Source organism: Mycolicibacterium hodleri (assembly GCF_025822245.1).
Taxonomy (GTDB): Bacteria; Actinomycetota; Actinomycetes; order Mycobacteriales; family Mycobacteriaceae; genus Mycobacterium; species Mycobacterium hodleri.
On the sequence record NZ_JACKTL010000033.1, the window covers coordinates 108,805 to 133,237 of the forward strand.

At 68.7% G+C, this 24,433-nt stretch carries 25 protein-coding genes; 19 read left to right on the forward strand and 6 right to left on the reverse strand.

Going from position 1 to position 24,433, the window contains the following annotated elements; translation table 11 throughout:
* Positions 1–50 precede the first annotated feature (50 nt).
* Genes H7J06_RS13010 through H7J06_RS13025 form a run of 5 tightly spaced genes read left to right on the forward strand, consistent with a single transcriptional unit; the run spans position 51 to position 3,642 of the window.
* Complete coding sequence (locus H7J06_RS13010) at positions 51–359, forward strand: metal-sensitive transcriptional regulator (protein WP_264039301.1); 309 nt, start codon at positions 51–53, stop codon at positions 357–359.
* A gap of 37 nt (positions 360–396) precedes the next feature.
* Positions 397–1,023: a mycothiol-dependent nitroreductase Rv2466c family protein gene (locus H7J06_RS13015; RefSeq protein WP_264039302.1), complete on the forward strand. Its 627-nt coding sequence runs from the start codon at positions 397–399 to the stop codon at positions 1,021–1,023.
* A gap of 12 nt (positions 1,024–1,035) precedes the next feature.
* Positions 1,036–1,212 carry a DUF8730 family Cys-rich protein gene (locus H7J06_RS32825; RefSeq protein WP_488199442.1) on the forward strand — a complete coding sequence of 59 codons (177 nt, stop codon included), beginning with the start codon at positions 1,036–1,038 and terminating at the stop codon, positions 1,210–1,212.
* On the forward strand, positions 1,209–2,393 hold the full coding sequence (locus H7J06_RS13020; protein WP_264039304.1) for an NAD(P)/FAD-dependent oxidoreductase: 1,185 nt from the start codon (positions 1,209–1,211) through the stop codon (positions 2,391–2,393). The genes H7J06_RS32825 and H7J06_RS13020 overlap by 4 nt, the downstream gene beginning before the upstream one ends.
* Before the next feature lie 58 nt (positions 2,394–2,451).
* Complete coding sequence (locus H7J06_RS13025; RefSeq protein ID WP_264039305.1) at positions 2,452–3,642, forward strand: lycopene cyclase family protein; 1,191 nt, start codon at positions 2,452–2,454, stop codon at positions 3,640–3,642.
* A gap of 5 nt (positions 3,643–3,647) precedes the next feature.
* Here the strand turns inward: H7J06_RS13025 and H7J06_RS13030 are convergent, their stop codons facing one another.
* From H7J06_RS13030 to H7J06_RS13040, 3 genes are read right to left on the reverse strand one after another with little or no spacing between them, the layout of a single operon-like run.
* Complete coding sequence (locus tag H7J06_RS13030) at positions 3,648–5,057, reverse strand: FAD-binding oxidoreductase (protein WP_264039306.1); 1,410 nt, start codon at positions 5,055–5,057, stop codon at positions 3,648–3,650.
* 52 nt (positions 5,058–5,109) lie between these two features.
* A complete protein-coding gene (locus H7J06_RS13035) occupies positions 5,110–6,381 on the reverse strand; it encodes a threonine/serine exporter family protein (protein ID WP_264039307.1) in 1,272 nt (423 codons plus the stop codon).
* A 36-nt stretch (positions 6,382–6,417) separates the two neighbouring features.
* The gene (locus H7J06_RS13040; protein ID WP_264039308.1) at positions 6,418–8,841 is read right to left on the reverse strand and encodes a S15 peptidase family protein; all 2,424 of its coding nucleotides are present in this window, start codon (positions 8,839–8,841) and stop codon (positions 6,418–6,420) included.
* A gap of 279 nt (positions 8,842–9,120) precedes the next feature.
* Here H7J06_RS13040 and H7J06_RS13045 point away from each other — a divergent pair, with 279 nt between their 5' ends.
* Together H7J06_RS13045 and H7J06_RS13050 are read left to right on the forward strand one after the other, a co-directional pair.
* Entirely contained in the window at positions 9,121–9,972 is an 852-nt protein-coding gene (locus tag H7J06_RS13045; RefSeq protein WP_264039309.1) for an oxidoreductase, read from the forward strand.
* A gap of 74 nt (positions 9,973–10,046) precedes the next feature.
* Positions 10,047–10,679, forward strand: a complete 633-nt coding sequence (locus H7J06_RS13050) for a DJ-1/PfpI family protein (RefSeq protein ID WP_264039310.1) — start codon at positions 10,047–10,049, stop codon at positions 10,677–10,679.
* Between the two features lie 17 nt (positions 10,680–10,696).
* Here H7J06_RS13050 and H7J06_RS13055 read toward each other — a convergent pair whose 3' ends face one another.
* From H7J06_RS13055 to H7J06_RS13065, 3 genes are read right to left on the reverse strand one after another with little or no spacing between them, the layout of a single operon-like run.
* Complete coding sequence (locus H7J06_RS13055; RefSeq protein WP_264039312.1) at positions 10,697–12,037, reverse strand: FAD-binding oxidoreductase; 1,341 nt, start codon at positions 12,035–12,037, stop codon at positions 10,697–10,699.
* Between the two features lie 33 nt (positions 12,038–12,070).
* The gene (locus tag H7J06_RS13060) at positions 12,071–12,454 is read right to left on the reverse strand and encodes a DUF4267 domain-containing protein (protein ID WP_264039313.1); all 384 of its coding nucleotides are present in this window, start codon (positions 12,452–12,454) and stop codon (positions 12,071–12,073) included.
* 20 nt (positions 12,455–12,474) lie between these two features.
* Entirely contained in the window at positions 12,475–12,792 is a 318-nt protein-coding gene (locus H7J06_RS13065; RefSeq protein WP_264039314.1) for an NIPSNAP family protein, read from the reverse strand.
* A 118-nt stretch (positions 12,793–12,910) separates the two neighbouring features.
* Between H7J06_RS13065 and H7J06_RS13070 the strand changes: the two genes are divergently transcribed.
* The 12 genes from H7J06_RS13070 (at position 12,911) to H7J06_RS13125 (ending at position 24,346) form a co-directional block, all read left to right on the forward strand.
* Positions 12,911–13,474 (forward strand): TetR/AcrR family transcriptional regulator, encoded by a 564-nt coding sequence (locus H7J06_RS13070; protein WP_264039315.1) that lies wholly within the window; start codon positions 12,911–12,913, stop codon positions 13,472–13,474.
* 73 nt (positions 13,475–13,547) lie between these two features.
* On the forward strand, positions 13,548–14,357 hold the full coding sequence (locus tag H7J06_RS13075) for a DUF1906 domain-containing protein (protein ID WP_264039316.1): 810 nt from the start codon (positions 13,548–13,550) through the stop codon (positions 14,355–14,357).
* A gap of 72 nt (positions 14,358–14,429) precedes the next feature.
* Positions 14,430–15,095 (forward strand): helix-turn-helix domain-containing protein, encoded by a 666-nt coding sequence (locus H7J06_RS13080; protein ID WP_264039317.1) that lies wholly within the window; start codon positions 14,430–14,432, stop codon positions 15,093–15,095.
* Positions 15,092–15,640 (forward strand): HutD family protein, encoded by a 549-nt coding sequence (locus H7J06_RS13085; RefSeq protein WP_264039318.1) that lies wholly within the window; start codon positions 15,092–15,094, stop codon positions 15,638–15,640. Before H7J06_RS13080 ends, H7J06_RS13085 begins: the two co-directional genes overlap by 4 nt.
* A 189-nt stretch (positions 15,641–15,829) precedes the next feature.
* Positions 15,830–17,020: an NAD(P)/FAD-dependent oxidoreductase gene (locus tag H7J06_RS13090; RefSeq protein ID WP_264039319.1), complete on the forward strand. Its 1,191-nt coding sequence runs from the start codon at positions 15,830–15,832 to the stop codon at positions 17,018–17,020.
* Complete coding sequence (gene glnT / locus H7J06_RS13095; protein ID WP_264039320.1) at positions 17,017–18,408, forward strand: type III glutamate--ammonia ligase; 1,392 nt, start codon at positions 17,017–17,019, stop codon at positions 18,406–18,408. The genes H7J06_RS13090 and glnT overlap by 4 nt, the downstream gene beginning before the upstream one ends.
* Before the next feature lie 28 nt (positions 18,409–18,436).
* Positions 18,437–19,336 carry a class II glutamine amidotransferase gene (locus H7J06_RS13100; RefSeq protein WP_264039322.1) on the forward strand — a complete coding sequence of 300 codons (900 nt, stop codon included), beginning with the start codon at positions 18,437–18,439 and terminating at the stop codon, positions 19,334–19,336.
* On the forward strand, positions 19,321–20,031 hold the full coding sequence (locus tag H7J06_RS13105) for a GltB/FmdC/FwdC-like GXGXG domain-containing protein (RefSeq protein ID WP_264039323.1): 711 nt from the start codon (positions 19,321–19,323) through the stop codon (positions 20,029–20,031). The genes H7J06_RS13100 and H7J06_RS13105 overlap by 16 nt, the downstream gene beginning before the upstream one ends.
* Before the next feature lie 12 nt (positions 20,032–20,043).
* Positions 20,044–21,366 carry an FMN-binding glutamate synthase family protein gene (locus tag H7J06_RS13110; protein ID WP_264039324.1) on the forward strand — a complete coding sequence of 441 codons (1,323 nt, stop codon included), beginning with the start codon at positions 20,044–20,046 and terminating at the stop codon, positions 21,364–21,366.
* 3 nt (positions 21,367–21,369) lie between these two features.
* The gene (locus tag H7J06_RS13115) at positions 21,370–22,596 is read left to right on the forward strand and encodes an allantoate amidohydrolase (RefSeq protein ID WP_264039325.1); all 1,227 of its coding nucleotides are present in this window, start codon (positions 21,370–21,372) and stop codon (positions 22,594–22,596) included.
* A gap of 163 nt (positions 22,597–22,759) precedes the next feature.
* Positions 22,760–23,317 carry a hypothetical protein gene (locus H7J06_RS13120; protein WP_264039326.1) on the forward strand — a complete coding sequence of 186 codons (558 nt, stop codon included), beginning with the start codon at positions 22,760–22,762 and terminating at the stop codon, positions 23,315–23,317.
* Positions 23,318–23,401: 84 nt separating this feature from the next.
* A complete protein-coding gene (locus H7J06_RS13125; RefSeq protein ID WP_264039327.1) occupies positions 23,402–24,346 on the forward strand; it encodes an NADP-dependent oxidoreductase in 945 nt (314 codons plus the stop codon).
* The last annotated feature ends 87 nt before the right edge of the window (positions 24,347–24,433 follow it).

The following is a 24,433-nucleotide window of genomic DNA, read 5'->3' on the forward strand; positions in this document are numbered from 1 at the left end:
GCGAGGTCTCAGCTCCAGATATACCCTACGGGGTATGGTATAAAGAAATCATGACCACGCAGAGCGATGCCACATCTCGTTCCCGGGCGCATGCCAGCGCCGACGTCGAGGCCACCCTGAACCGTTTGCGCCGGGCTCGTGGTCAGCTCGCCGGGGTGATCGGCATGATCGAGCAGGGTCGCAACTGCAAGGACGTCGTCACCCAACTCGCCGCGGTGTCCAAGGCACTTGACCGCGCCGGTTTCACGATCGTCGCCACCGGCCTGCGGGACTGCCTGGACCAGCCCGACGCCGCCACGGGCGGCACTCCCCCGATGACCGTCGACGAGCTGGAGAAGTTGTTCCTCAGCTTGGCGTGACGCCCATCCCGGGCACTTCAGGAAAGGAAGTACGACGATGACCGAACATGACGACGGGACGAATCCCCGCACCCCCTCGGTGACGATGTGGTTCGACCCGGTGTGCCCGTTCTCGTGGAATACCGCTCGATGGCTCGTCAAGGCAGGTGGCGCAATCGGTTTCGACGTCGACTGGCACCTGGCGAACCTGGCGATCCTCAACGAGGGCCGGGAGCTTCCGCCGCCGCAGCAGGCGCGGATGGCCGATTCGCGGCGTGTCGGCAGGCTCATGGCCGCCATCCGGCGCGAGACCGGATCGGCCGGCCTGGCCGCCGCCTACTTCACCTTCGGTGAGCACTACTTCGACCGGTCGCCCGGCGTCGTCGACGACGACCTGATGGAGAAGGTGCTCCACAGTGCCAATGCGGGTGTCGTTTCGGCTGCCGCGCTGGCGGACTCGTCCCTCGACGAACTGGTGGCGAACTCCCACGCCGCCGGGCAAGCCGCTCTCGGCGAGACGGGCGGCAGTCCCATCGTCTCCGTCGACGGGCATGCGTTCTTCGGACCGGTGCTGACCTCGGTGCCCACCGACGACCAGACGGTGCCGCTCTTCACGGCCCTCGCCACGCTGGCTGCCACCAGTTCGTTCACCCAGCTGCAGCGACCTCGCCCAGCTCACGACTAGAGGACGAGAACCATGTGTCACGCCGCGAAGTGCCGCACCTGCGGCAAGACCACGTGGTCGGGATGTGGCCGCCACGTGGACGTGGTGAAGCGAGGCGTGCCCGCCGCCCACTGGTGCGACGGCCACCCCGAGACCCAGGCTTCGACACCCCGTCGACGCCCGTTCACCGAAGAAGAGGTAGGAACATGACGACGAAGAAACAACTGGTCATCCTGGGCGCCGGGATCGGCGGTCTCAGCGTCCTCAAGGAATTCGCCGACACCGGCGTCTCGACGGACGACGTGGACGTCACCATCGTCGACGCGGACTTCTCTCACTTCCTCGGTTTCACGCTGCCATGGGTGATGCGCGGATGGCGTGACGAGGACAGCGTCCCCATCCGACCGAACGACCAAGCGCTGCAGGGGATCAACACCGTCACCGGCTTCGTCGAACGCGTCGACCCCGAGCTGCGGACCGTCACGCTCTCCGACTCGACCGTCATCGCCTTCGACGCCCTGGTGATCGCCACCGGTGCACGCAACGCCGTCGACGCGGTCCCCGGGCTGCAACGAGCCGTCGACGGGGGATCGGCCGTGCACTACTACAGCGCCGCGGCAGCCGCGGACGCCCACCGAGCACTGATGCGTTTCGCCGGCGGAAAGCTGATGTTCCTCGTCACCTCGGCCCCCTACCGCTGCCCGGTCGCTCCGTACGAAGGCGCCCTACTTGCCGCAGACCTACTGCAGGACAACGGGTCCCGATCGGACACGACGATCGACGTCTACAGCCCGGAGAAGCAACCAATGCCCTCCGCCGGTCCTTACGCCGGCCAGGAACTCATCACCATGCTCGCCGGAAACGGCATTGAGTTCCACGGCGAGCACACCGTGGCCACCGTCGACGGCGATCGTCGCCGCGTCGAATTCGCCGACGGCTCGACGGCCGACTTCGACCTCCTCGTCTTCGTCCCCCCGCACGCGCCGGCAGTCACCCTCGACGGAGACGGCTGGATCACCGTCGACGCGGCCACCATGCAGACCGCGCACCCCGGGATATTCGCCATCGGTGACGCGACGACCGTGACCTCCCCGTCCGGGCGCCCCCTCCCCAAGGCTGCGATCTTCGCCAAGAACGGAGCGTCCGCCGCTGCGCAGAACGTCCTGCACTACCTCGGCAAGACCGACCACGCGAACCCCCTCTCCGGTGAGGGCTACTGCTTCATCGACACCGGCTCACACACCTCGGCCCAGGGCAAGGGAGACTTCTTCGGCCTCCCCCACCCCGCGATCCACCTCACCGCGCCGTCAGCCGAACTCCACCACGACAAGCAGCAGGAAGAGGACGTGTGGCGGGCACTCTGGGAGGCGGATGCCGTCGCCGCGAACTGACCGCCCTTCGCACCCGCTACCTTCGTAGGGTGTCGGCACGCTTTGGAGACGGGGCGCGATGAACCACGCGGACGTTCTGGTGGTGGGCGGCGGCCCGGCGGGCCTGGCCCTCGCCGGGGCGTGCGGGCGCCTCGGACTCGCGACCGCGTTGGTCGACCTCGCACCGGAGCGGCCGTGGACGGCGACCTACGGCATGTGGAGTGGTGAACTGCCGGTCGACCTGCCGACCTCGGTGGTGTCGGCACGTGCCGCCGGTCGCGCGATCGCCGTGTCCGAACACCAGTTGGGTTGGGAGTACGCCGTTCTCGACGTACCCGCCCTCCAGCGACACCTCGTCGACGGCCTCACCGACGTGCGCATACACGCCGCACGCGTCGTCGGGTCGCCCGACGCCGGCGTCGTTGCCCTGGCGGACGGGTCGCACCTACGGGCCTCGGTCGTCGTCGACGCCGGAGGTGGTGCGCGACCGTTGGACCGGACGACGCCGCGTCGGCCGGCTGCGGCCCAAACCGCCTACGGACTGGTCGTCGACGCAGACGCGGCCGCACCGTTCGTGGAGCACGGCGACGCCCTGTTCATGGACTGGCGCGCCGACCACGGCGAAACCGGCTGGCCGACGTTCCTCTACGTGATCCCGCTCGGCGACGGCACCGTGCTGATGGAGGAGACCTCACTGGCGCGCCGGCCCGGGCTGCCGCTGTCGACGCTGCGACGGCGGCTTCACGCCCGGCTGGCCCGGCACGGCGTCGAGCCGCCGAAGGATGCTCGCAGCGAACGGGTTTCGTTCCGGGTGGACCACCCGCGACACCGCGGGTCCGCAGCGCTCGGCTTCGGTGCGGCCGCCCCACTGATCCACCCCGCGACCGGTTTCAGCCTGGCGACGTCGCTTCGGCTGGCGCCGCAGGTGGCCGCGGCCGTCGCCGAGCATCTTGCGGACGGTCCCCGCGCCGCGCTGGCGGCCGCGCAGAAGACGGTGTGGCCGCTCGACGCCCGCGTGGTCCACCACGTGCGGCGGATCGGATTGGAGTCGCTGCTTCGCATGCCGCCGGCCGACGTCCCGGGCTTCTTCGAGCAGTTCTTCGCGCTCCCGGACTCGCACCGCTGGACGTATCTGACCGCCCGTGACGACGTCCGCGGCATCGTGGCCGCGATGAACTGCCTCTTTCGTACCTCCGATGGGCGGTTGCGTCGGCATCTCGTCACCTCGGCCCTGCTGCCGGCGGTGACGAGCAACGACGCGACCAGCTGACCGCTCTACTCGAAGATCTTGCCGGGGTTAAGAATTCCCGCCGGATCGAGGGCGTTCTTGATCGCCCGGTGCAGTCCCAGCACCGTCGGCGACAATTCGTTCACCAGGCCGCCGCGCTTGAGCAAGCCCACACCGTGCTCCCCGGTGATGGTGCCGCCGAGGGACAACGCCGCCTCGAGGATCCCGTCGAAGGCGGCGTGGATGCGCGGCCACAGGTCGGCGTCGTCGTCCGACGGTCCGATGATCAGCGGGTGCAGGTTGCCGTCGCCGGCGTGCGCGATGTTCGCGATCTGAACGTCGTGTCGAACCGCCAGCGCCTCGATGCGGGCCAGCATCTCCGGGACGTGCTCCTTCGGCACGCAGACGTCCTCGGTGATCACCGGCCCCAGCCGCTCGAGCGCCGGGTAAGCCAGTCGCCGGGCCGCGAACAGGGCGTCGCCCTCCTCCGGGTCGGTCGACCGTTCGGCCCAGGTCGCGCCGCTGGCACGGAAGTGCTCGACGATCTCGTCGGCGAGTGCGGTGCCGGTCGGCTCCGGGTCGTCCACCCGCGCGAGCAGCAGCACGTCGCCTGCGTCGGTCAGGCCCATCTGTTTCCAATCGTCCACGGCGCGAAGGCAATACCGATCCATCAGCTCCAACGCCGACGGCGTGATACCGGCCGCGCCCACTGCCCGCACCGCGTGGCCGGCCGCTACCAGCGAGGAGAAGAACCCCGCCACCGTGATGGGTGCGGCGGGCAGGCTGCGGAGCCGGACGGTGATCTCGGTGACGATGCCCAAGGTGCCCTCGGACCCGACGAGCAGACTGACCAGGTCGTACCCGGCGACGCCCTTCGCCGTCCGGCGCCCGATGCGGATCACCTCCGCCGAGCCGGTCACCACCTCTAGTTCGAGCACGTATTCGCCGGTGACGCCGTACTTGACGCAGCAGACTCCGCCCGCGTTCGTGGCGACGTTGCCACCGAGCGTGGACCACGGCGAGCTCGCGGGGTCGGGTGGGTACCACAGCCCGTGCTCGGCGACCGCCGCACGAAGGTCGTCGTTGACCACGCCCGGCTGGACCACCGCCAACCGTTCCAACGGATTGATCGCAAGGATCTCCGACATGGCCTCAAGGGAGAGCACCACGCAGCCGTCGACGGCGTTGGCGCCACCGGAGAGCCCGGTGCCGGCTCCGCGGGCCACGACGGGAGTACGGTGACGCAGACAGATCTCGACCACCTGACGGACCTCTTCGGTGCAGCGGGCCCGCACGACGGCCGCCGGCTCGCCGGCCGGAGCGCCAGCCGCCTGATCGCGGCTGAGACTGCGAATCACGTCCGGGTCGGCGACGACCCGGCCTCGTGGCAACGCGGCCACGAGGTCACCGACAACGGTCTCGGCGGCGGTCAGGAGTGGCTGGGCCGGTGGCGTCATGCGGTGACCTCCAAAGCCTCGGGGCGCTACCCGAACGAGGTTAGTCCCGCGGTCAGCGCGGCAGGCTCCGGCCCGGTCGCCCGCGCCCGCGCAGCGGGTACCCGCGTCGCACCCGGTCGAGCGCACCGCCGAACGACCGCGCGGTCGCCGCACCGACCAGCAAGCCGACCGCGATAGCGCACACCACCGTCACCACCCCAAACGCGTTGGCTCCGCCACCGTTGGGATTGGTGACCAGCGTCGTGGTGGACAGCAGACCGAGGCTGCCGGGGACCAGCAGCCAGAAAGCCGGCAGGAAGACCACCAGCCGCGGCAGGTTCGGCCGCACCGCCTCGACGAGTGAGGCTCCCAGCGTGGCGGCGACCGCGCCGAGGAAGCTGCCCAACGGCGCACCGCCGACGTGCTGCCCGAAACTCTGCGCGGCGAAGGCCAACACCAAGACCACCGTGATCCACGGCAGCAGTCGCACCGGTGGGCTCTCCAGCACTCCGATCCCGACGCTGATGAGGATGAGCCCCAACGGCGCGGCCCACCAGCCGAGCGCGTCGACGCGGAGATTGGTCAACTCCTCCGCCGGCACGGTGACCACGTGGCTGGCCGCGACGATGCCCAGGGTGAACAGGAGCAGCTGCACCAACCCGAAGGTCAACCGGGACGCCCCGGCCACCATGTCCCCCGCAGCCAGCTCCGACATCGCGGTGACGATCAACGCCCCGGGCAGCAGCACCGCCAACGGCGGCAGAAGGGTCCGAAGCGGGCCGTCCAGCAGGTCGGCGTTGGCAGCCGCGAAGACTCCGCACGCCAGGAGGAAGGCCGCCAGCGTCGGGAGGAGCGTGGCGATCAGGCTGAATCTCTGCCCGAGCCGGAAGAGGACGACCACCACGACCGCCCCCACCGCGGCGAAGACGACGTTGGGACCACCGGGCTGCAGGATCAGGGCGATGCCGGTGGCGATCCCGATCCAGCCGAGGTTGGCCATCCACTGCGGATAGCGGGGCGGACGCTGGCGCAGCTCGAGCAGTTCCGTGGTGGCCCCGGTGACCGTGAGGGCGGACTGCGACAACCGATGACGGATGGACCGCACCTCGGCGGACTGGTCGAGACGAAGTCCGCCCTGGACCGACTCGAACGTGGCGGGCAGACCGCTGGCCAGGTTGAGGAAGACGCCGGTCGGCGAGGCCGCGATCTGGACGTCGGGGAAGCCCAGTGCGGTGCTCACCTCGGCGAGCTCGTCCTCCACGTCGCTGACCGGCTGCCCGGTCGCCACCATCGCGGCGCCGAGATATGCCAGCAGGGTGCGGACGGCGTCGTCGTCTTCGGACACGGAGTCACTCTGTCAGGTGAGGGCAGGCCTGACCGACTACGTCAGCACCGACGCCGGCGCCGCGGTCACCGCCACCGCGTCGGTGATGGTTGGCAACGACACCCGCAGGTTGGACACGGTCAGCGCGCCGAAGGCCCCGAAGTTCTCGTAGTTGGCCGTCGACGCGACGAGTTGCAGGGTGAGCGTCTGGCCCGGCTTCAGCGTCTGTGCAACCTGCTCCATCGGGATGCTGATGGTGTGCGTCTGGCCGTCGAGGGTCACCGGAATCGGCGTCGCCTGGTTCCCGAGGACTGCGCCGGTCGAATCGTCGACCAGTTGGGCGAAGACGTGCCTGCTGGTGCCGATCCCGGAGTAGGTCAGGCTCAGCTGCGGCGCCCCCACCACGTACGTCGTCGTCGCGGCGGCCGGGATGGACAAGTTGTAGGCGTTGAGCGCGGCGGTCGCTCCGATGGGCAGGACGCCGAGCAACGGGCCGGAACCGAAGAGCAGCGGCACCAGTGGCAGCACGCCGGGCTGGCCGCTGGCCGCGACGATCGGCACGCCTGGCGCCGACGGGTAGGTGTTCGACGTGTAGTACTGCCCGTGCTGGTCCACCCACTCGAACTTGGGTCCGGTCGACACGTCCTGACCCTTCACGTAGCGCGCCAACCAGTTCAACGTCGCGTCGGTGACCACCTGACCGTCGGTGGGGTCGAAGAGGTCGTTGGTGCAGAGACCGTGCCCGCCGCAGAAGTACAGCACCTTGGTCGGAACGCCCTGCGTCGCCAACGCCGCCGCGTTGTCCTGCGCCTCCTGCAGCGAGAACAAGGTGTCGACGGTGCCCTGAATGATCAGCGCCGGTGCGGTCACACCGCCGAGCAGGGCGGCGGGTCCGCGCTGGGCGAGCAGGGCCTGCTGAGCGTCGGTGAGCACCCCGGTCAGGTCGCCTTGGATGGCGGCGGGGTAGATCTCGGGGTTGGGGCGAGCACCGGTCAGCAGGAGCGCGGCGGTGAGCAGCGTGCCCCAGCCGCTCTTGAACGCGTCGCTCTTGTACAGCGAGGTGTTCAGGGTGTTCCAGGAAATGCTGGGCACGATCGCGTCGACCCGGTGGTCGGTGGCCGCGGTGACCCACTGGATGCCGCCGCCGTATGACGCTCCGACCATTCCCATTCGCGGATCGCCGGGTGAATCCAGTTGCGCCTCAGGCTGAGTCGCCAGCCAGCTGATGATGGCCGACACGTCCTTGGCCTCGTAGTCGGCGGAGTCCAGCTCGAGCACCCCGCCGGAGCGGTACTCGCCGCGCGGATCCCACGTGACCACGTTGTATCCGGCGTGGCGCAGCGTGCCGACGCCCACGGCACCGAGCGCGTCGGTCAGGGTTCCGTCCAACGGGGTGACCTCGAGGCTCGTCGACCCGGGCATCCCGAGCCCGGGGCCCTCCAGGATGGTCGGCGCGACGCCCTTGGCCGGCAACCCGGCCGCCGGCATGAAGTGCACGTAGATCTGGGTGCCGTCGAACGACGTGATCATCACGTCGCGTGACACCGGTGCGCCGGGGGCGCCGGGCTGCACCGGGTAGCCGATGAACGGATGGATGATGTCGCCGACGATCGGGATCATGTGGATGGCGGCGACGATCGGCGTCACGAACGCCGGCCCGATCACGGGGATCTGCTGCAGCCACGCCAGCGGTGCTGTCTGGATCACCGCAACCGGCGGTGCGTCCGCGGTCACGGCGGCGGCCAGTTTCGGGGTGGCGACGTGGGACGCGGAGGACGGCTCCACGGGCGTCGCCGGAACCAACGTCTCCTTGCGCGCCGCCGCGGCCACCGTCCACGAGACCGGCGAGTCCGGGGGCGCGGCCGGCGACCCGCCGGTATCGGAGGTGGTCAGGTCGACGACGGCGGCCGCCACCGCTGTGACGGCGTCGTGTGTGACCGCAGTCGGGGTCGAGGGCGGCGCGGGTGTGGCCGGCTCCGAGACCGTGGTCTTCGGTGCCTCGACCGGGTCGGCGCCCGGGCTGTCCTTGGCCGGTTGTGTGTCCTTGGCCGACTCCGTGTCCTTGGCCGACTCCGTCTTCTTGGTCGACTCCTCCTTGGCCGACTCCGTGGCCTTGGCCGGCGTCGCCGCAGTGCTCGACGAGGTCTCGGCATCGGGCTTCGCCGACGTCGCGGCGGAGCCATCGGGCGTCGGCCGGGAGCCGCGGTGCGGCTTGCTCGTGATCGTGACCGTCCCCGCGGGCTTTGCGGTCACGACCTTCGCCGGTGTGCTGTCGTGTTCCGAACTGACCGCCTGACCAGGCGACGAGTCCGACCCTGACTTCGGCGACATGCCCGACGACGACGTCGACGACGAATCCGCCGAGTTGGACTGCCCGGTCGTGTCTGCCGAGGCGACGCCGCAGCCCAAGCCGATGGCCGCGCCGATTCCCAATGCCGCGGCCAGGCCGCCAATCCGACCTACGTGTGCTGATGCCCCCATGCGCCGACTGAACCCCGATCGCGACCGATGCCAATGAGAAGTACGTGCCGCACGGGACGCTAGCCGTCTACGCCCGTTGGCGAAGCGGCTTCCACGAAGAAAGCCCCTCCATCTGAATTGGGCTCGTGGCGAACCGCTTTGCCCACCTCGGATCGACGGCCGACCTACAGCGCACCTCGCCCTTTTGGGCCATACCGCCTAACTTGACACTGCATCGAATACATTTGACACTATGTCAACAACTTTTGCAGCGCCCTCGACCGCCCTTGGAGGCAATTCGTGACGACGTTCTTCATCACCGGGGTGAGCAGCGGCCTGGGCCGCGCCATCGCGGCAGGAGCCCTCGATGCCGGTCACGACGTGGTGGGCACGGTGCGACGTCCCGAGGACGCCGCGGCGTTCGAATCCCTGTCGCCGGGACGCGCTCGGGCGCGACTACTCGACGTGACCGACGACGCCGCGGTCGAGCGCACCGTGGCCGACGTCGAGTCGACCGTGGGACCGATCGACGTCGTGATCGCGAATGCGGGCTACGGCGTCGAGGGCACCTTCGAGGAGACGCCACTGTCCGAGCTCCGGGCGCAGTTCGCCACCAACGTCTTCGGTGTCGCCGCGACGTTGCGGGCCGCGCTGCCCCACCTCCGGAAGCGGCGTGCCGGGCACCTGATGGCGGTGACGTCGATGGGAGGCCTCATGGCGGTTCCCGGGATGTCCGCTTACTGCGCAAGCAAATTCGCGGTGGAGGGCATGCTGGAGAGCATCCGCAAGGAGGTCGCGTCGTTCGGCATCCACGTCACGGCGATCGAACCCGGGTCGTTCCGCACCGATTGGGCCGGCCGCTCGATGACGCGCGCCGAGCGCACCATCGCCGACTACGACGAGCTGTTCGAACCCATTCGGGCCGCCCGCGTGAAGGCCAGCGGCAATCAGCTGGGGGATCCGGCCAAGGCCGCCGACGCCATCCTGGCGATCCTGGCGGAGAACGAACCACCCGCGCATCTGGTGCTGGGCTCGGACGCGCTGCGGCTGATCGGCGACGCGCGGGCAGCAGTTGACGCAGACATCCGCCAATGGGAATCAGTCTCTCGCAGCACAGATTTCGCCGACGGCGCCCAACTGTCCTCGACGTGACCGGACTTCGCTAGGCTGCAGACGGCACCAGTCAAGGCCGTCGCGTCGGACGGCGAACCCTACGAGGAGCCCCCATGCAGATTGCCATCGTGCTCTATCCCGGGTTCACCGCGCTCGACGTCGTCGGACCCTACGAGGTACTCGGTCGGCTTCCGGGCGCCGAGGTCGTCTTCGTCGCGGAGCACCCCGGCCTCGTGGTCAACGACCTCGGCAGTCTGTCGATCAGCGCCGTCGCCGGCCTAGACGCGGTCACCAAACCCGACATCGTCGTCATCGGCGGCGGACCAGGCCAGGTTCACCAGATGGAGGACGGCACGTTGCACGACTGGCTGCGTGCCGTCGACCAGACGACGACGTGGACCATGTCGGTCTGCACCGGTTCGCTCATCCTCGCCGCAGCGGGGCTGCTCAAGGGCCGCCGCGCGACCACCCATTGGCTTGCGCTGGAGCAGCTGAGGGAATTCGGCGCGACCCCGACGGCGGAACGCGTCGTCGTCGACGGCAAGTACCTCATCGGCGCCGGCGTCTCCGCGGGAATCGACGCCGCTCTCACGCTGGCCGGCCGCATCGCCGGCGACGACGTGGCCCAGGCAGTTCAACTGATCATCGAGTACGACCCTCGGCCTCCGTACTCGTCGGGCTCGGCCGCGACGGCGCCGGAGTCGGTGGTCCGCGACGTGAAGGAAATGCTCGGGGGTCGACGCTAGAAGCGTTCGAGCGGCCCTCACCTGCGCCTGGTGGAGGCGAGGATTCGCGAGGGCGCGATGCGCCGATCGGGGTCGACGGCGGCGGCAACGTCCGCGAGACGACTCAGGTCCGGCTGCGTCAGTCCGCCGGAGTCGGCGGCGCGCCCGTCGGCGAACGGCGCCGACGAGCGACCGGTGTCGGCCGGGCCGGCGACGTCGCGCAGATGGGCCAACCCCTCCTCGATGTCGTTACGCGTGCCGGGGTCGGTGGCGTTGCCCACCGCGTGTAGCAGCAGCGGGCCCGGTACCGCGGTCATCGCTCCGTCACGGGTGGCTGCGGTGTTGTCCAGGTTGCGCAGTTCGACCATCGCCAACGGCGAGTCGGTGCCGGCCGCGATGCTCAGCATGTCTCCCGCCAGGGCGACGCCGCCCTGCCCTAGCCACCTGCCCATGCCGAGTGCGGCAACGGGATTGGGCGGGTCGAGGTGGATCTGCGCGAGCCGCGCCGCGTCGGCGGGCGCCCAGCTGCTGTCCACCACGGGTTGCGGGGCCGCACGCAAGGCGTCCAGCAGTGGACCCGCCGCCTCCGCGCCCTCCGGCGATGCGAAGGACAGGTGCACGACCGGCACCCCGCGCAGCGCCGGCGGGAACGCGGGTGCATTCGGTGGCGTGTGCAGCACGCTGAGACTGGTCGACAGTGCGGCTCCGATCTGGGCCATGGCATCGGCCCACGCGTCGGCGACCGCTGCGAGCGCGTCGATGCCCCACAGCTGGTACCCGGCCCAGAGCTCCTGGGGCTCAACCAGTTCCACGGTGAGGGCGGTGGCCACGCCAACCCCGCCGCCACCGCGGTACGCCCACAGTGCTTCCCGGTCGACGACGTCGGCGGCATCCTCGGTCGCCCGCCTCGCCTGCCCGTTGCCGTCGACGTAGTCGACCGCCAGCAGCGCCGCACTCGCCATCCCGTGGGGGCGGGTCAGATATCCCACTCCACCACCGAACGTGTAGCCGGCGACGCCGACCGTGGGTGAGGACCCGGCCAGCCCCAGTAGCCCGTCGCGGTCGGCCACCGCGTTCACCGCCGACCACGTCGCGCCGGCACCCACGCGGGCCACTCGCTCGTCGACGTCCACCAAGTTCAGGCCGCACGTGTCCACCAGCAGTTGATCCGCGCCGATCGACGCTCCGGCGCCGTGGCCGCTGGCCTGAACCGCAACGAGCAGATCGCGCTGCGCGGCCCACCGGACGGCGTCGGCGACGTCGTCGGCGCTGCGGGGGTGCGCCACCATGGCTGGCCGCTGCACCACCGTGTTGTTGTGTGGAGTGGTGGCCGCCCGGTAGGCCGCACTGTCCGGAGGGGACACGAGGTCGTCTCGCATGTAGGTGCTTCCGTTCTGTTCGGGAGGTTCGAGTCAGGACACGAGGAGGAGCGCCGTGGTGACGAGCATGACCGCGGCGGTGGCGCCGTGGATGCCGTACGCGGTCGACTTGGCCCCTCCGCTACGGAGCACGATGACGGCGTCGCCGACTGGAATGATGGTTGCCGCCAGGATGATCCAGCCGACGAGGTGGGTGGCGCCCGCGATCATCAGGATGATCACGAACAGCCCAGAGGCGATGTCGCGGACGCCCTTGACGCTGAGGTACGCGCGGGCACCCGGTTGGGCGACGTCGACGGGCACGCCGTATCCGGCGGCCGCCACGCGCGGCGCGACGAGGAAGCGCGCGCCGAGAAAAATGATCGCGGCGGCGATGAGGCCGGCCAGTACGTAGCCGATGGTAACCGTGATTGTCATGGTGAACCTTCCTAGGGTGATCAGTGAACGGGTGAAAACGATGTCGGCTCAAGCAGAGTCGTCTGAACGTCGACGATGTCCTCGACGTCGAAGCCCGCCATGTCGGTGGCGAACTCCGGGCTGGCCATGATCTGCCGGGTGACGTCCTCGGGGTCGGCGCCCTGTGGATAGCCGACCAGCGCGACGAGCCGATCACTCTCGCCGCCGAATTCGGTCCACACCCCGTGCGTGGTCACCCCGAAACTGGCGAACGTGGCGAGGTGGCGAGCCCAGTGGATCGTCGCGTACCGGCGGAGGGCAGCGGGTGATCGCAGCGTGTAGGTCCTGAGCTGAAGCATCGTGGCCTCCTGGTGGGTGGTCCCCGAGGGCACGTCTCTCAGGTGTTAGCAACGCTAACGCTGCGTCGAGAATGTGTCAATAGCACCGCTAGCACTTCTAGCCGTGATAGTGTGAGCCGTGGCCATCGAGGATCGTCGAGAGCGGGAGCGAGCCGCTCGCCGACGCTTGATCGTCGCCACGGCTCGCCGGCTGGCCGAAGCCGAGGGCTGGGACGCCGTGACCACCCGCCGCCTGTCCGCCGAGATCGAATACAGCCAGCCAGTTCTGTACAAGCACTTCGCCGGCATGGAGCAGATCGCCGACGCCGTCGCACTCGACGGTTTCGGCGAACTCGGCGACGCTCTACGAGCGGCCAAGTCCGGCACCGGCGACGCGCTCGCAGTGGCGCGCGCCTATCTCGACTTCGCACGGGATCACTCGGCGGTATACGACGCAATGTTCTTGCGGGCGACCACGTTGCCGTTCGCCACCGACGACACTCCGTCGCAATTGGACGCCGCGTTCGCGGCGCTGAGCGAGGCCGTCGGCGATGCCGCGGGCGAGCGCGACGCCGACACGTTGACCGAGGTGTTCTGGGCCGCGTTGCACGGCCTGGTCATCCTCAGCCGCACGGGACGGCTGCGCCCCGGCCACGAGTCGGCGCGACTGGAACTACTGGTCGACCAGTTCACCCGAGCCTGACGGCGCGTTGGCGGTCCGACACGGCCGGCATTCGTTACAGCTTCATCATCCGTCACATTGATAACATCGCCCCATGCTGGACTCGCCGGGGGCTGCCGGTCCTCGGCCACCGCGTACGGTGTCCCGTCGGGACGCACTGCGCTACGCCACCGCGGCGTCGGCGCTGGCCGGGCTGGGTGCAGCCGCGGCGGGTGCCGGCGCACCCTCGGCGACGGCGGCCGCCCCCACGCTGATCGACTTCGCCATGCGCCAGATTCCCGCCCAGGACATCCGTGCCGCCGGGCACGCCGGGGTGATCAACTACGTCTCGACATCACGGCCCGGGTCGTCCTTCGGAGCAAAGCCGATCACCTTGCCCTACGCCAGGTCGCTGAATGCCGCCGGACTGGTAATCGTCAGCAATTACCAGTACGGCAAGCCGGGCGGGACTGCGCCGTCGGACTTCACGCGCGGATACGCCGGGGGGATCTCCGACGCTCGGACCGCCTGGCAACTGCATACCGCGGCAGGGGGCGGCCAGAGCGCACCCATCTTCTTCAGCGTCGACGACGACATCAACCGCGACACCTGGAACACGGTGGCGTTGCCGTGGTTTCGTGGCATCAACGCCGTGCTCGGGGTGCAGCGCACCGGCATCTACGCCGGCATCAATCCCTGCCAGTGGGCGGCGGCCGACGGCGTCATCGGGAACTCGCGATCTCCCGGCCACGTGTGGGCCTGGCAAACCCGGTCCTGGTCCGGTGGTCAGATCTACCCCGCCGCCGTTCTCTACCAGCGCATCGTGAGTACCGCGACGAACCCGGGTCCGGTGGTCGGCGGGCTGGAAGTCGACGTCAACGACGTCATGGCCCAGGATTGCGGCCAGTGGAACCTGCACCCCTGAGGCCGGCTCAGGCGCCTCGGTGACGAACCGCGCCGCGACGGCGCCCGAAGCCGTCCCTTATAGACTTTGCCGATGACGAGCACCGAATCGGTCGACGAGCACCGCGACACCGGGGACCCCGCCCCGGTGGCGCGTGAGGTTCCGCGTGACACACCGACCGGCGTGGACCTCGAGAAGGTCATCGCGAAAAGGGTTCGTGCGCTTCGCCGTTCGACCGGACTCTCGGTAGGCGACATGGCCACCAAGGTCGGCATCTCCAAGGCCATGCTGTCCAAGATCGAGAATGCCCAGACGTCGTGCAGCCTCAACACCCTCGCCCGGCTGGCCTCCGGTCTCGACGTTCCGGTCACGTCGTTGTTCCGTGGTGCCGACACCGAGCGCGAAGCCGTATTCGTGGAATCCGGCCACGGCGCGGTGATCGTCGGGCGCGGAACACGCGTCGGACATCACTACGAACTGCTGGGTGCCCTTCGGGGACAACACAAACGGCTCGAGCCGGTCCTGGTGACCCTGACCAACGCGAGCGAGGTCTTTCCACTCTTCCAGCACGCAGGCACCGAGATGCTGTACATGCTCGAGGGCGTGATGGTCTACGGACACGGCGAGTCCGAGTACACGCTGCGGCCGGGCGATTCCCTGTTGCTGGACGGCGAGGGGTTGCACGGCCCGCACGAGCTCGTCCGCCTACCCATCAGGTTCCTGGCCATCACGGCCTATCCCGACGACTCGGACTCTTGACCGACGGGAGCAGCCGAACGGTCCTCATCCGGCGATCGGATCGGCTGCGCATTCCCTGGAAGAACGGCGCCGGCGCCACGGAGGTGATCGCCACCGGCGAGGGACAGCCTCCGGCGTGGCGGATCAGCGTCGCCGACCTGAGCACCGGACGTACGACGTTCTCCTCGTTCCCGGGTCTGCACCGGGTGTTCACGGTCGTCGGGGACCACGGCGTCACTCTCTCCTGGGTCGGGCGCACCGTCGAGCTCGACCCCCTCGAGCCCTGCCCGTTCGACGGCGAGCTGGCGCCCGACTGCGTGGCGAGCGGGCCGACGAGCGCGTTCAACGTCATGGTCGACGCCTCCGCGGCGACCGTGCACGTCGAGCCGCTCCACCTCGCTCACTCCGCGGTGTTCACCGACCCCGACGCAACCACGGTCGTCTACGTCCACCGGGGCAGCCTCGCCTCCGGCGACCACGCCGCCGGCACCGGGGACTGTCTCGTCGGGAGTCCGTCGAGGTCACCGGGACCGCATCCATCCTGGTGGCCACGATCCACCCGCTGACGGGCAGCCGACACGGGTAATGCGGTTAAACCCGCAATAGCACCGAGAAACACCATCGATCGATTGAGGCGGGGATCGTCAAGATGCGCCTCGCGTCGTCTAATGCTAGATTACGGTGACTCCTACAAGGAAACAGACGGATGGGCGTAAACCGCTGTCTGGACCAGACGACACCACGAGGACCATCACGTGCCGGACACCACCAGCTTCCTGATCGTCGGGGGCGGTCTCGAGGGACTCGCCATCGCCTACTCGCTTGCCGAACGCGGTGAGACCGACGTCCTGGTACTCGAGCGCGACACCTTGTGCTCGGGCATGACCGCGAAGTCCAGCGGGGTGGTGCGCTGCCACTACGGGACACCCTCACTGGCGGCGATGTCGTGGTACGGAATCGACGTGTTCACCCGCGCCACCGAGCTGTTCGGCGACGACATGTCATTTCGCCAGTGCGGCTACGTGGTCGGCGTCGGAGAGAACAACGTCAAGCCCCTCGAGGCCACCATCGCGATGATGCAGGGACTGGGCATCGCCACCGACTTCATCGACCACGACACCATGGCCGACCTGTGGCCGGGGCTGCATCTCGAAGACTTCGCCCTCTTTGCCTACGAGCCGCTCGGTGGACGCGGCGAGGCGTACATGACGGGCATGGCCTTCGCCGCGACGGCACGCAAGATGGGCGTCACCATCCGCCAGGGGACGTTGGTCACCGAACTGCTGACCAATGACCACGGCTCGGTGTACGGCGTGACCGTGGCCGACGGATCGCAGATCCACGCCGACCACGTCATCCTCGCCAACGGACCGTGGGCACCCACCCTCGCCGCCGGTGTCGGAGTCGACCTGGACGTGAAGGCGCAACGGGCCCAACTGGTGCTGGTGGACCAGGGCGTCCCCACCCCCGAAGTGCCCGTGCTGTCGGATCTCGCCGGACTGCAGTACATCTGCCGCGAGCCCAACGGTGAACTGCTGGTAGGCAATTCCGACCATCAGGCCCCGGAATTCGTCGACCCGGACAAGTACGTGAACCGAGCCGACGAATCGGCGATCGAGAAGAACGTCGTCAAGCTCGGCCATCGGCTGCCCGACATGCCCGACCCGCGCATCACCAGCTCGTACGTCGGCGCCTACGACGTCACCCCCGACTACAACCCGATCATCGGGCCGTCGCCCGTGGACGGGTTGTTCCTCGCGACCGGATTCTCCGGTCACGGATTCAAGATCTCGCCAGCGGTGGGCAAGCTCGTCGCCGACCTGTTGGTCGACGGCGAGACCTCGTTGCCCAACGTCAACGCCGACGACTTCCGGTACTCGCGATTCGCCGAAGGCGACTTGCTGTTCAGCCTCCATCCCTACGAGGGCGCAGGAGAAATGCGATGACCCACACCGACGTCGACCTCGACGATATCGAGACACATTCCCCGACAACGGCATTGGAGCCACCAGCCGAGAAGCACGGCCGGGCGCCCACCCTGTCGGAGGTGGCGCGCGCCAGCGGCACCACCTTCATCCTGGCCCTCTTCGTGACCCTGTCCGGCAAGCCGTGCGCCAAGCTCGTCCCGATCCAGGCGGTCGAGCAACTCGAAACCGACGGCGTCGGGTTCGCCGGATACGCGGCGGGCCACATGGGCCAGGAACCCAAGGACTCCGACCTGGTGGCGATGGCCGACGTCACGTCCTTCACCCCGATCTCGTTCATCAAGCCGGGTCTGGCGATCGTGCACTGCGATCCGCACGTCGACGGCAGGCCATGGCCGTTCGCACCGAGAATCATCCTGCGAGAGCAGTTACGCAAGGCCGCGGAGCTGGGGTACTCGGTCAACGTCGGCGCCGAGATCGAGTACTTCTTGGTCAACCGCGTCAACGGGGAACTCGTCACCGCAGACCGCAGTGACACCAGCGCCACTCCCTGTTACGACGCGCGAGACGTCACCCGCATGTACGACCACCTCACCGAGATCTCCGCAGCGATGAACACACTCGGGTGGGGCAACTACGCCAACGACCACGAAGACGGCAACGGACAGTTCGAGCAGAACTTCGACTACGCCGACGCCATGACCACCGCCGACCGCGTCATCACGTTGAGGTATCTGCTGTCTGTCGTCGCCGAGAAGCGCGGCATGCAGGCAACCTTCATGCCGAAGCCCTTCACCACCCGCACCGGCAGCGGTCTGCACATGCATCTGTCCCTCTGGAACGACGCGGGCGCGGTCTTCCCGGATTCCGACGACGAGTTGGGGCTCGGTTTGTCCCGGACCGCCTACGCATTCGTGGCCGGGATCCTCGAGCACGCCTGCGCACTCCAGGGGTTGATCGCACCAACGGTAAACTCCTACAAGCGAACCGGTGCGACGGCGACGACAAGTGGGGCGACGTGGTCGCCGCGGTACGCCACCTACGGGGGCAACGACCGCACGCACTACCTCCGGGTACCGGACCACAATCGCGTCGAACTGCGCGGCGGTGACGGATCGGCGAACCCGTACCTCGCCGCCGCCGGCGCCATTGCCGCCGGACTCGACGGGGTACGCCGCGACCTGCATCCCGGCAAGCCCGGAACGGGCGACTCCCCCAGCGAGATGCTGCCCATGACGCTGTTGCACGCGATGGACGCCTTCGAGGCCGACTCGGTGTTGACCGAGGCCCTCGACGTCGCCGGCCCGGGTGTGGCCACGTACTTCGCCACATGCAAGCGTGCGGAGTTCTTCGACTGGCACAACACGGTTTCCTCCTGGGAGATCGACCGCTACCTCACCTCTTTCTGATCACCACAACTCTTCGAGGAGGCATTCCATGTGTGGAATCGTCGGTCTTCATCTGCGTGACGCCACGCTCCATCCCCAACTGGGGGCCCTGCTGTCCGGGATGCTGGACGCGATGTGCGACCGGGGCCCAGACTCGGCCGGCATGGCCGTCTACGGTGACCCGACGTGGTCACCGGAGGGTGAGGCCACCGTCTCGCTCCTCGACTCCCCCATTCCTGCAACCGAACTCGCCGAACAGCTCGGCCTCGCACTCTCCGCGCCGGTTACCGGTCACGACCTCGACCCGACCATCGTGGTCCACGCCCCCGTGGCGACCGACGTGCTGACCGCCGCGGTGCGTTCCACCGTGCCGACCGCCCGCATCATCGGATTCGGTGAGCACCTGACCGTCCTCAAGGGGATGGGCAACCCGACCGATTTGGCGAATCGCTTCGGCCTGCGCTCGGCCAGCGGATGGCAGGGCGTCGCCCACACCCGGATGGCCACCGAATCGGCCGTCACGGCGGGGGGTTCGCATCCGTTCGCCGTCGGCCCGGATCAGTGCCTGGTGCACAACGGGTCGTTCTCCAATCACATGTCGATCAAGCACGACCTCGAACGCGCCGGCGTCACCTTCGACAGCGAGAACGACACCGAGGTGGGTGCGCGGTACGTCGCCAAGCAGCTCGCCGAGGGCGTCGACCTGGAGAAGGCCCTTCTGATGCTCAACGAGACCTTCGACGGCTTCTACACCCTGCTGGTGTCCACCAGCGACTCCTTCGCGGTGGTCCGCGACGCCATCGCCTGCAAGCCGGCGATCATCGCCGAAACCGACCGCTGGGTGGCCATGGCGTCGGAGTACCGCGCCCTGGCGCAGCTCCCCGGCATCGACACCGCCCGCATCTTCGAACCCGAGCCAGAAGAGGTCTACGTATGGCACCGCCAGTGAGCACCACCACCCCGACGGCGAACGGAGTGATCGACCTCCGGACGTCGAGCACCCGCGAGGTCAACGAGTTGCTCAGCTCGCCGGGCGCGCCCACCCGGCTCACCATCACCCATCCCGAGGGCGCGCACGCGCTGGCATGTGGGCTCGACGCCGACCTCGACGTCACCATCGACGGTCACGTCGGCTACTACTGCGCCGGCATGAACCAGAAGGCCACCGTGACCGTCACCGGCAACGCCGGGGTAGGCGTCGCGGAGAACATGATGTCGGGACGGGTGCACGTCAAGGGCGACGCCTCGCAGTCGGCGGGCGCCACCGCACACGGTGGCATTCTGATCGTCGACGGCAATGCCGCTGCGCGCTGCGGCATTTCGATGAAGGGCGTCGACGTCGTCGTCGGTGGCAACGTCGGCCACATGAGTGCCTTCATGGGCCAGGCTGGCAGGCTCGTCGTCTGCGGAAACGCCGGTGAGGCACTGGGCGACTCGATCTACGAGGCGCGGCTGTACGTCCGTGGCACCGTGGCGTCGCTCGGCGCGGACTGCGTCAAGAAGGACATGCGCGAGGAACATCTCGCCGAGCTGGCGCAGCTGCTCGAGGCTGCCGGCATGACGCACGACCCCGGCGAGTTCACCCGCTACGGCTCCGCCCGCCAGCTCTACAACTTCCACGTCGACAACGCCAGCGCGTACTAGGAGAGCCAGGTCATGACGACACCCACACCCCCGACGCAGCTGCGCGAGTCCGCCACCTTCGACCGCGGCGTGATCGCCGAGATTCAGCGCGCCGCAGAGACCGGCATCTACGACATCCGCGGATGGGGCGCCAAGCGCGCGCTCCCGCACTTCGACGACCTCTTGTTCCTCGGCGCATCGGTGTCGCGCTATCCGCTAGAGGGCTACCGCGAGAAGTGTGACACCGACGTCGTGCTCGGCGACACGCATGCGAAATTCCCCTTGCACCTGGACATCCCGATCACCATCGCGGGGATGAGCTTCGGCGCGTTGTCCGGCCAGGCGAAGGAAGCCCTCGGCCGCGGGGCCAGCGAGGTCGGCACCTCCACCACCACCGGTGACGGCGGAATGACCGCCGAGGAGCGGGGTCAGTCCAAGAATCTGGTCTACCAGTACCTGCCGTCGCGCTACGGTATGAACCCGGTCGACCTTCGCAAGGCCGACGCCATCGAGATCGTCCTCGGACAGGGCGCCAAGCCCGGCGGTGGCGGAATGCTGCTGGGGCAGAAGATCACCGAGCGGGTGGCGGGGATGCGGACCCTGCCCATGGGAGTCGACCAGCGCAGCGCCTGCCGCCATCCCGACTGGACCGGCCCTGACGACCTCGCCATCAAGATCCTCGAGTTGCGCGAAATCACCAACTGGGAGAAGCCGATCTACGTCAAGGTCGGCGCCACCCGGACCTACTACGACGTCAAGCTCGCGGTGAAGGCCGGCGCCGACGTCGTCGTCGTCGACGGCATGCAGGGCGGCACCGCGGCCACCCAGGAGGTGTTCATCGAACACGTCGGCATTCCGACGCTGGCCGCCATCCCGCAGGCCGTGCAGGCCTTGCAGGACATGGGTGTGCACCGATCAGTGCAGTTGGTCGTCTCGGGCGGTATTCGCAGCGGCGCCGACGTCGCCAAGGCCATGGCGCTCGGTGCTGACGCCGTCGCCATCGGAACCGCGGCACTGATTGCGCTGGGCGACAACAGCCCTCGCTTTGCGAAGGAGTACGGCGAGCTTGGCTCGGCGCCTGGCTTCTACGACGACTTCCAGGCCGGCCGCGACCCGGCCGGCATCACCACCCAGGACCCAGAGCTCGCCAAGAACCTCGACCCCGTCGAAGGCGGGCGGCGCCTGGCCAACTACCTGCGCGTGCTGACGATGGAGGCACAGACGCTCGCACGAGCCTGCGGCAAATCGCACCTGCGCAACCTCGAACCCGAGGACTTGGTCGCCCTCACCGTCGAAGCGTCGGCGATGGCACGGGTGCCCCTCGCCGGCACCAACTGGATTCCCGGCCGGTACTGACGAGTGAGCTCCTTCGACGGCCTGTGGGGCGCCCTTCTCGACGTGGGCCTGCATCGGTCGACGCGCGGATATCGCCGATTTGCCTGGGGTGACGCTGATCTGACACTGCGTGAGTGGTTTCGGTCGAACGCCACGAGCCGCGGCATGGACGTCGAGGAGGACCGCAACGGCAACCTGTGGGCATGGTGGATGCCCGTCGGCTGGAGCGGCGACCCCACGGGTGCGTTCGTCACCGGTTCGCATTTGGACTCGGTGCCCGACGGTGGCGCGTTCGACGGACCGCTGGGTGTCGTGTCGGGCTTCGCTGCGGTCGACCTCCTTCGCGAGCGTGGTGTGAAACCGACGATTCCCGTTGCGGTGGCGGCTTTCTCGGACGAAGAGGGCGCGCGGTTCGGTGTCGCCTGCGTCGGGAGCCAGTTGAGCACCGGGGCGCTGACGCCGGATCGAGCCCTCGGGCTCCGGGACGCCGACGGGGTGACTCTGGCCGAGGCGATGACGAAGGCGGGTCGCGCACCGCAACACGTCGGCGCCGACACCACACTCACCGACAGGGTCGGGGTGTATGTGGAGTTGCACGTCGAGCAGGGTCGAGCCTTGGACCTCGTCGACCGACCGCTGGCCGTCGCGTCGTCGATCTGGCCACACGGACGGTGGGAGTTCACCTTCACCGGCGAGGCCAACCACGCCGGCGCGACGCGATTGGTGGACCGTCGAGACCCGATGCTGCCCTTCGCGTCGTCGGTGCACAGCGCCCGTTCGGCGGCGGCGCTGCACGACGCGGTCGCCACGTTCGGCAAGGTCCGGGTACTTCCCAACGGTGCCAACGCGATTCCGTCGACGGTCAAGGCCTGGCTCGACGCACGCGCCGCCGACGAGCAGACCCTGGCCGCACTCGTCGCACACGTCGAGTCCGAGGCCCGCAAGCACTGCGCGACCGACCGCGTCGACCTCGAGGTGCTCGTCGAATCCGTCACGCCCGTCGTCGACTTCCCGTCGGGGCCCCGGGAGCGGCTGGTGCGGTCCCTGGCTCACCTCGGGGACATCCCCACCTTGCCCACGGCAGCGGGTCACGACGCGGGCATCCTCTCGGCCAAGGTGCCGACGGCGATGATGTTCGTTCGCAACCCGACCGGAATCTCGCACTCTCCCGACGAACACGCCGAACCGGACGACTGCCACGTCGGCGTTCGTGCCCTCGCCGACGTCATGGCCGACTGGGTGGTCGGCTGACCCGCCGCACCGGCGGACGTCACCATCGCATTGGGGGTTGACACTACCGCCGCGGTCAGGACAGCGTCATTGCCGACTCATTCCTGCCTTGAGAAGCTGGCGTCGACGGCTGAGCGGCCCTCGCCAGCCCGACGACGACGGTCACCGACGGCAGGAGCACGACATGGGTACGGCAGTTCGCGACGATCTGGTTCTCTCACACGCGGTCGCGACCGCGGACGTGGAGGCGCCCTTCGATCACGTCGACGTCGCACAGTGGCTGAAAACGCTTCCGACACACGAATATCAGCGGTGCGCGCCGGGTGACCACAAGGCCGCCGGCTACACCGTCGACGACGACGGGACGCCGATGTCGATCAACGTCGAGATGATCGGTACGGGGCTGGTGATCCAGCAGTACCGCTTCGAGGTCGCCGAGCGCCACTACTGCAAGATGGTGTCGTCGTCAGACGTTCTGACCCCGTCCGGGTGGACCACCACCCAGGTCATCTGGGAGCTGCGGATGGAGCAGCTCGACGGGGATTGCTGCCGCTACACCAACACGGTGACGTCGCATCCCACCGAGCACTTCTTGGAATTCGTCGCCGAGCACGGCCAGACGTTCGATGAGGCGGCGGCGGCCCGGCAAGAGGCCTCGGGACGGCATTGCGAGGTGGAAACGCCCCGGTACGCGGAGAGCATCGCCCGATGGGCCTTCTCGCGCGCCGCCGAGTCCGCCTGACGCGCGGGGAATTGCTTCGACATCGAAGGAGTTACATCCTCCGTAACTGCTTCACATTCGAAGCACCTGACGACGGAGGACATCATGAAGGCTGTGCGATACCACCGCTACGGCGGCAGCGACGTGCTCGCATACGAGGACGCTCCCAGGCCGGTTCCCGGCCCAGGACAGGTCCTGGTCGAGGTGGCCGCCACCTCGTTCAACCCGGTCGACGCCGGCATCCGCGGCGGGTACCTCGCGGAGGTGTACACGATCAGCTTCCCCCACACCCCCGGGGTGGACGTGGCCGGAACCATCGCCGAGCTCGGCGAGGGCGTGGCGGGATGGAGCGTCGGCGACGCGGTCGTCGCCTTCCTGCCGCTGGATGCCGACGGAGCCGCCGCGGAGTACGCGATCGCCCCGGCCGACTCACTCGCTGCCGCACCGACGTCGGTTCCGCTGGCCGATGCCGCTGCGCTGCCGGAGGCCGGGTTGACGGCCTGGCAGTCCCTGTTCGAGATCGCCGGGCTCGTGACGGGTCAGTCGGTATTGGTCAACGGCGCCTCGGGTGCGGTGGGCGGCTACGCCGTCCAGTTGGCCAAGCAGGCGGGCGCCGTGGTCACCGCCACCGCCAAGCAGGGCGACTCCGACCGGCTGCGCGGCTACGGCGCCGACCGCATCGTGGACTACGTCGACTACACGCAGTCACCCCTCGCCGTCGACGGCGCACCCTTCGACGTGGTGCTCAACCTGATCCCCACCACCGACGAGCAGACGGAAGCACTCATCGGCCTCGTCGTCGACGGCGGCTTCCACGTCGGCACCATGGTCTTCGGGCCGAAAGATCCTGAGCGCGGGGTCCGTTCACAGCGGGTGTTCGTGCGCAGCGACGCCGCGCAATTGGCTGGGCTGGTGCGCCGCGTCGACGACGGGCAGCTGCGCGTCGAGGTCGTCCACCGTCGCCCGCTCGCCGACGCGGCGGCCGTGCATGCCGACTCCGACGCCGGCCGCCTGCACGGCAAGACCATCCTCGTCCCCGTCGACCGCTGACGCCCCCCTCGTCGCTCACCGGCCCGTGTGGCCGGTGAGCACGACGGTCGTGCCGCTGCGCAACGCCGGGAACTTCGACGTCGAAGC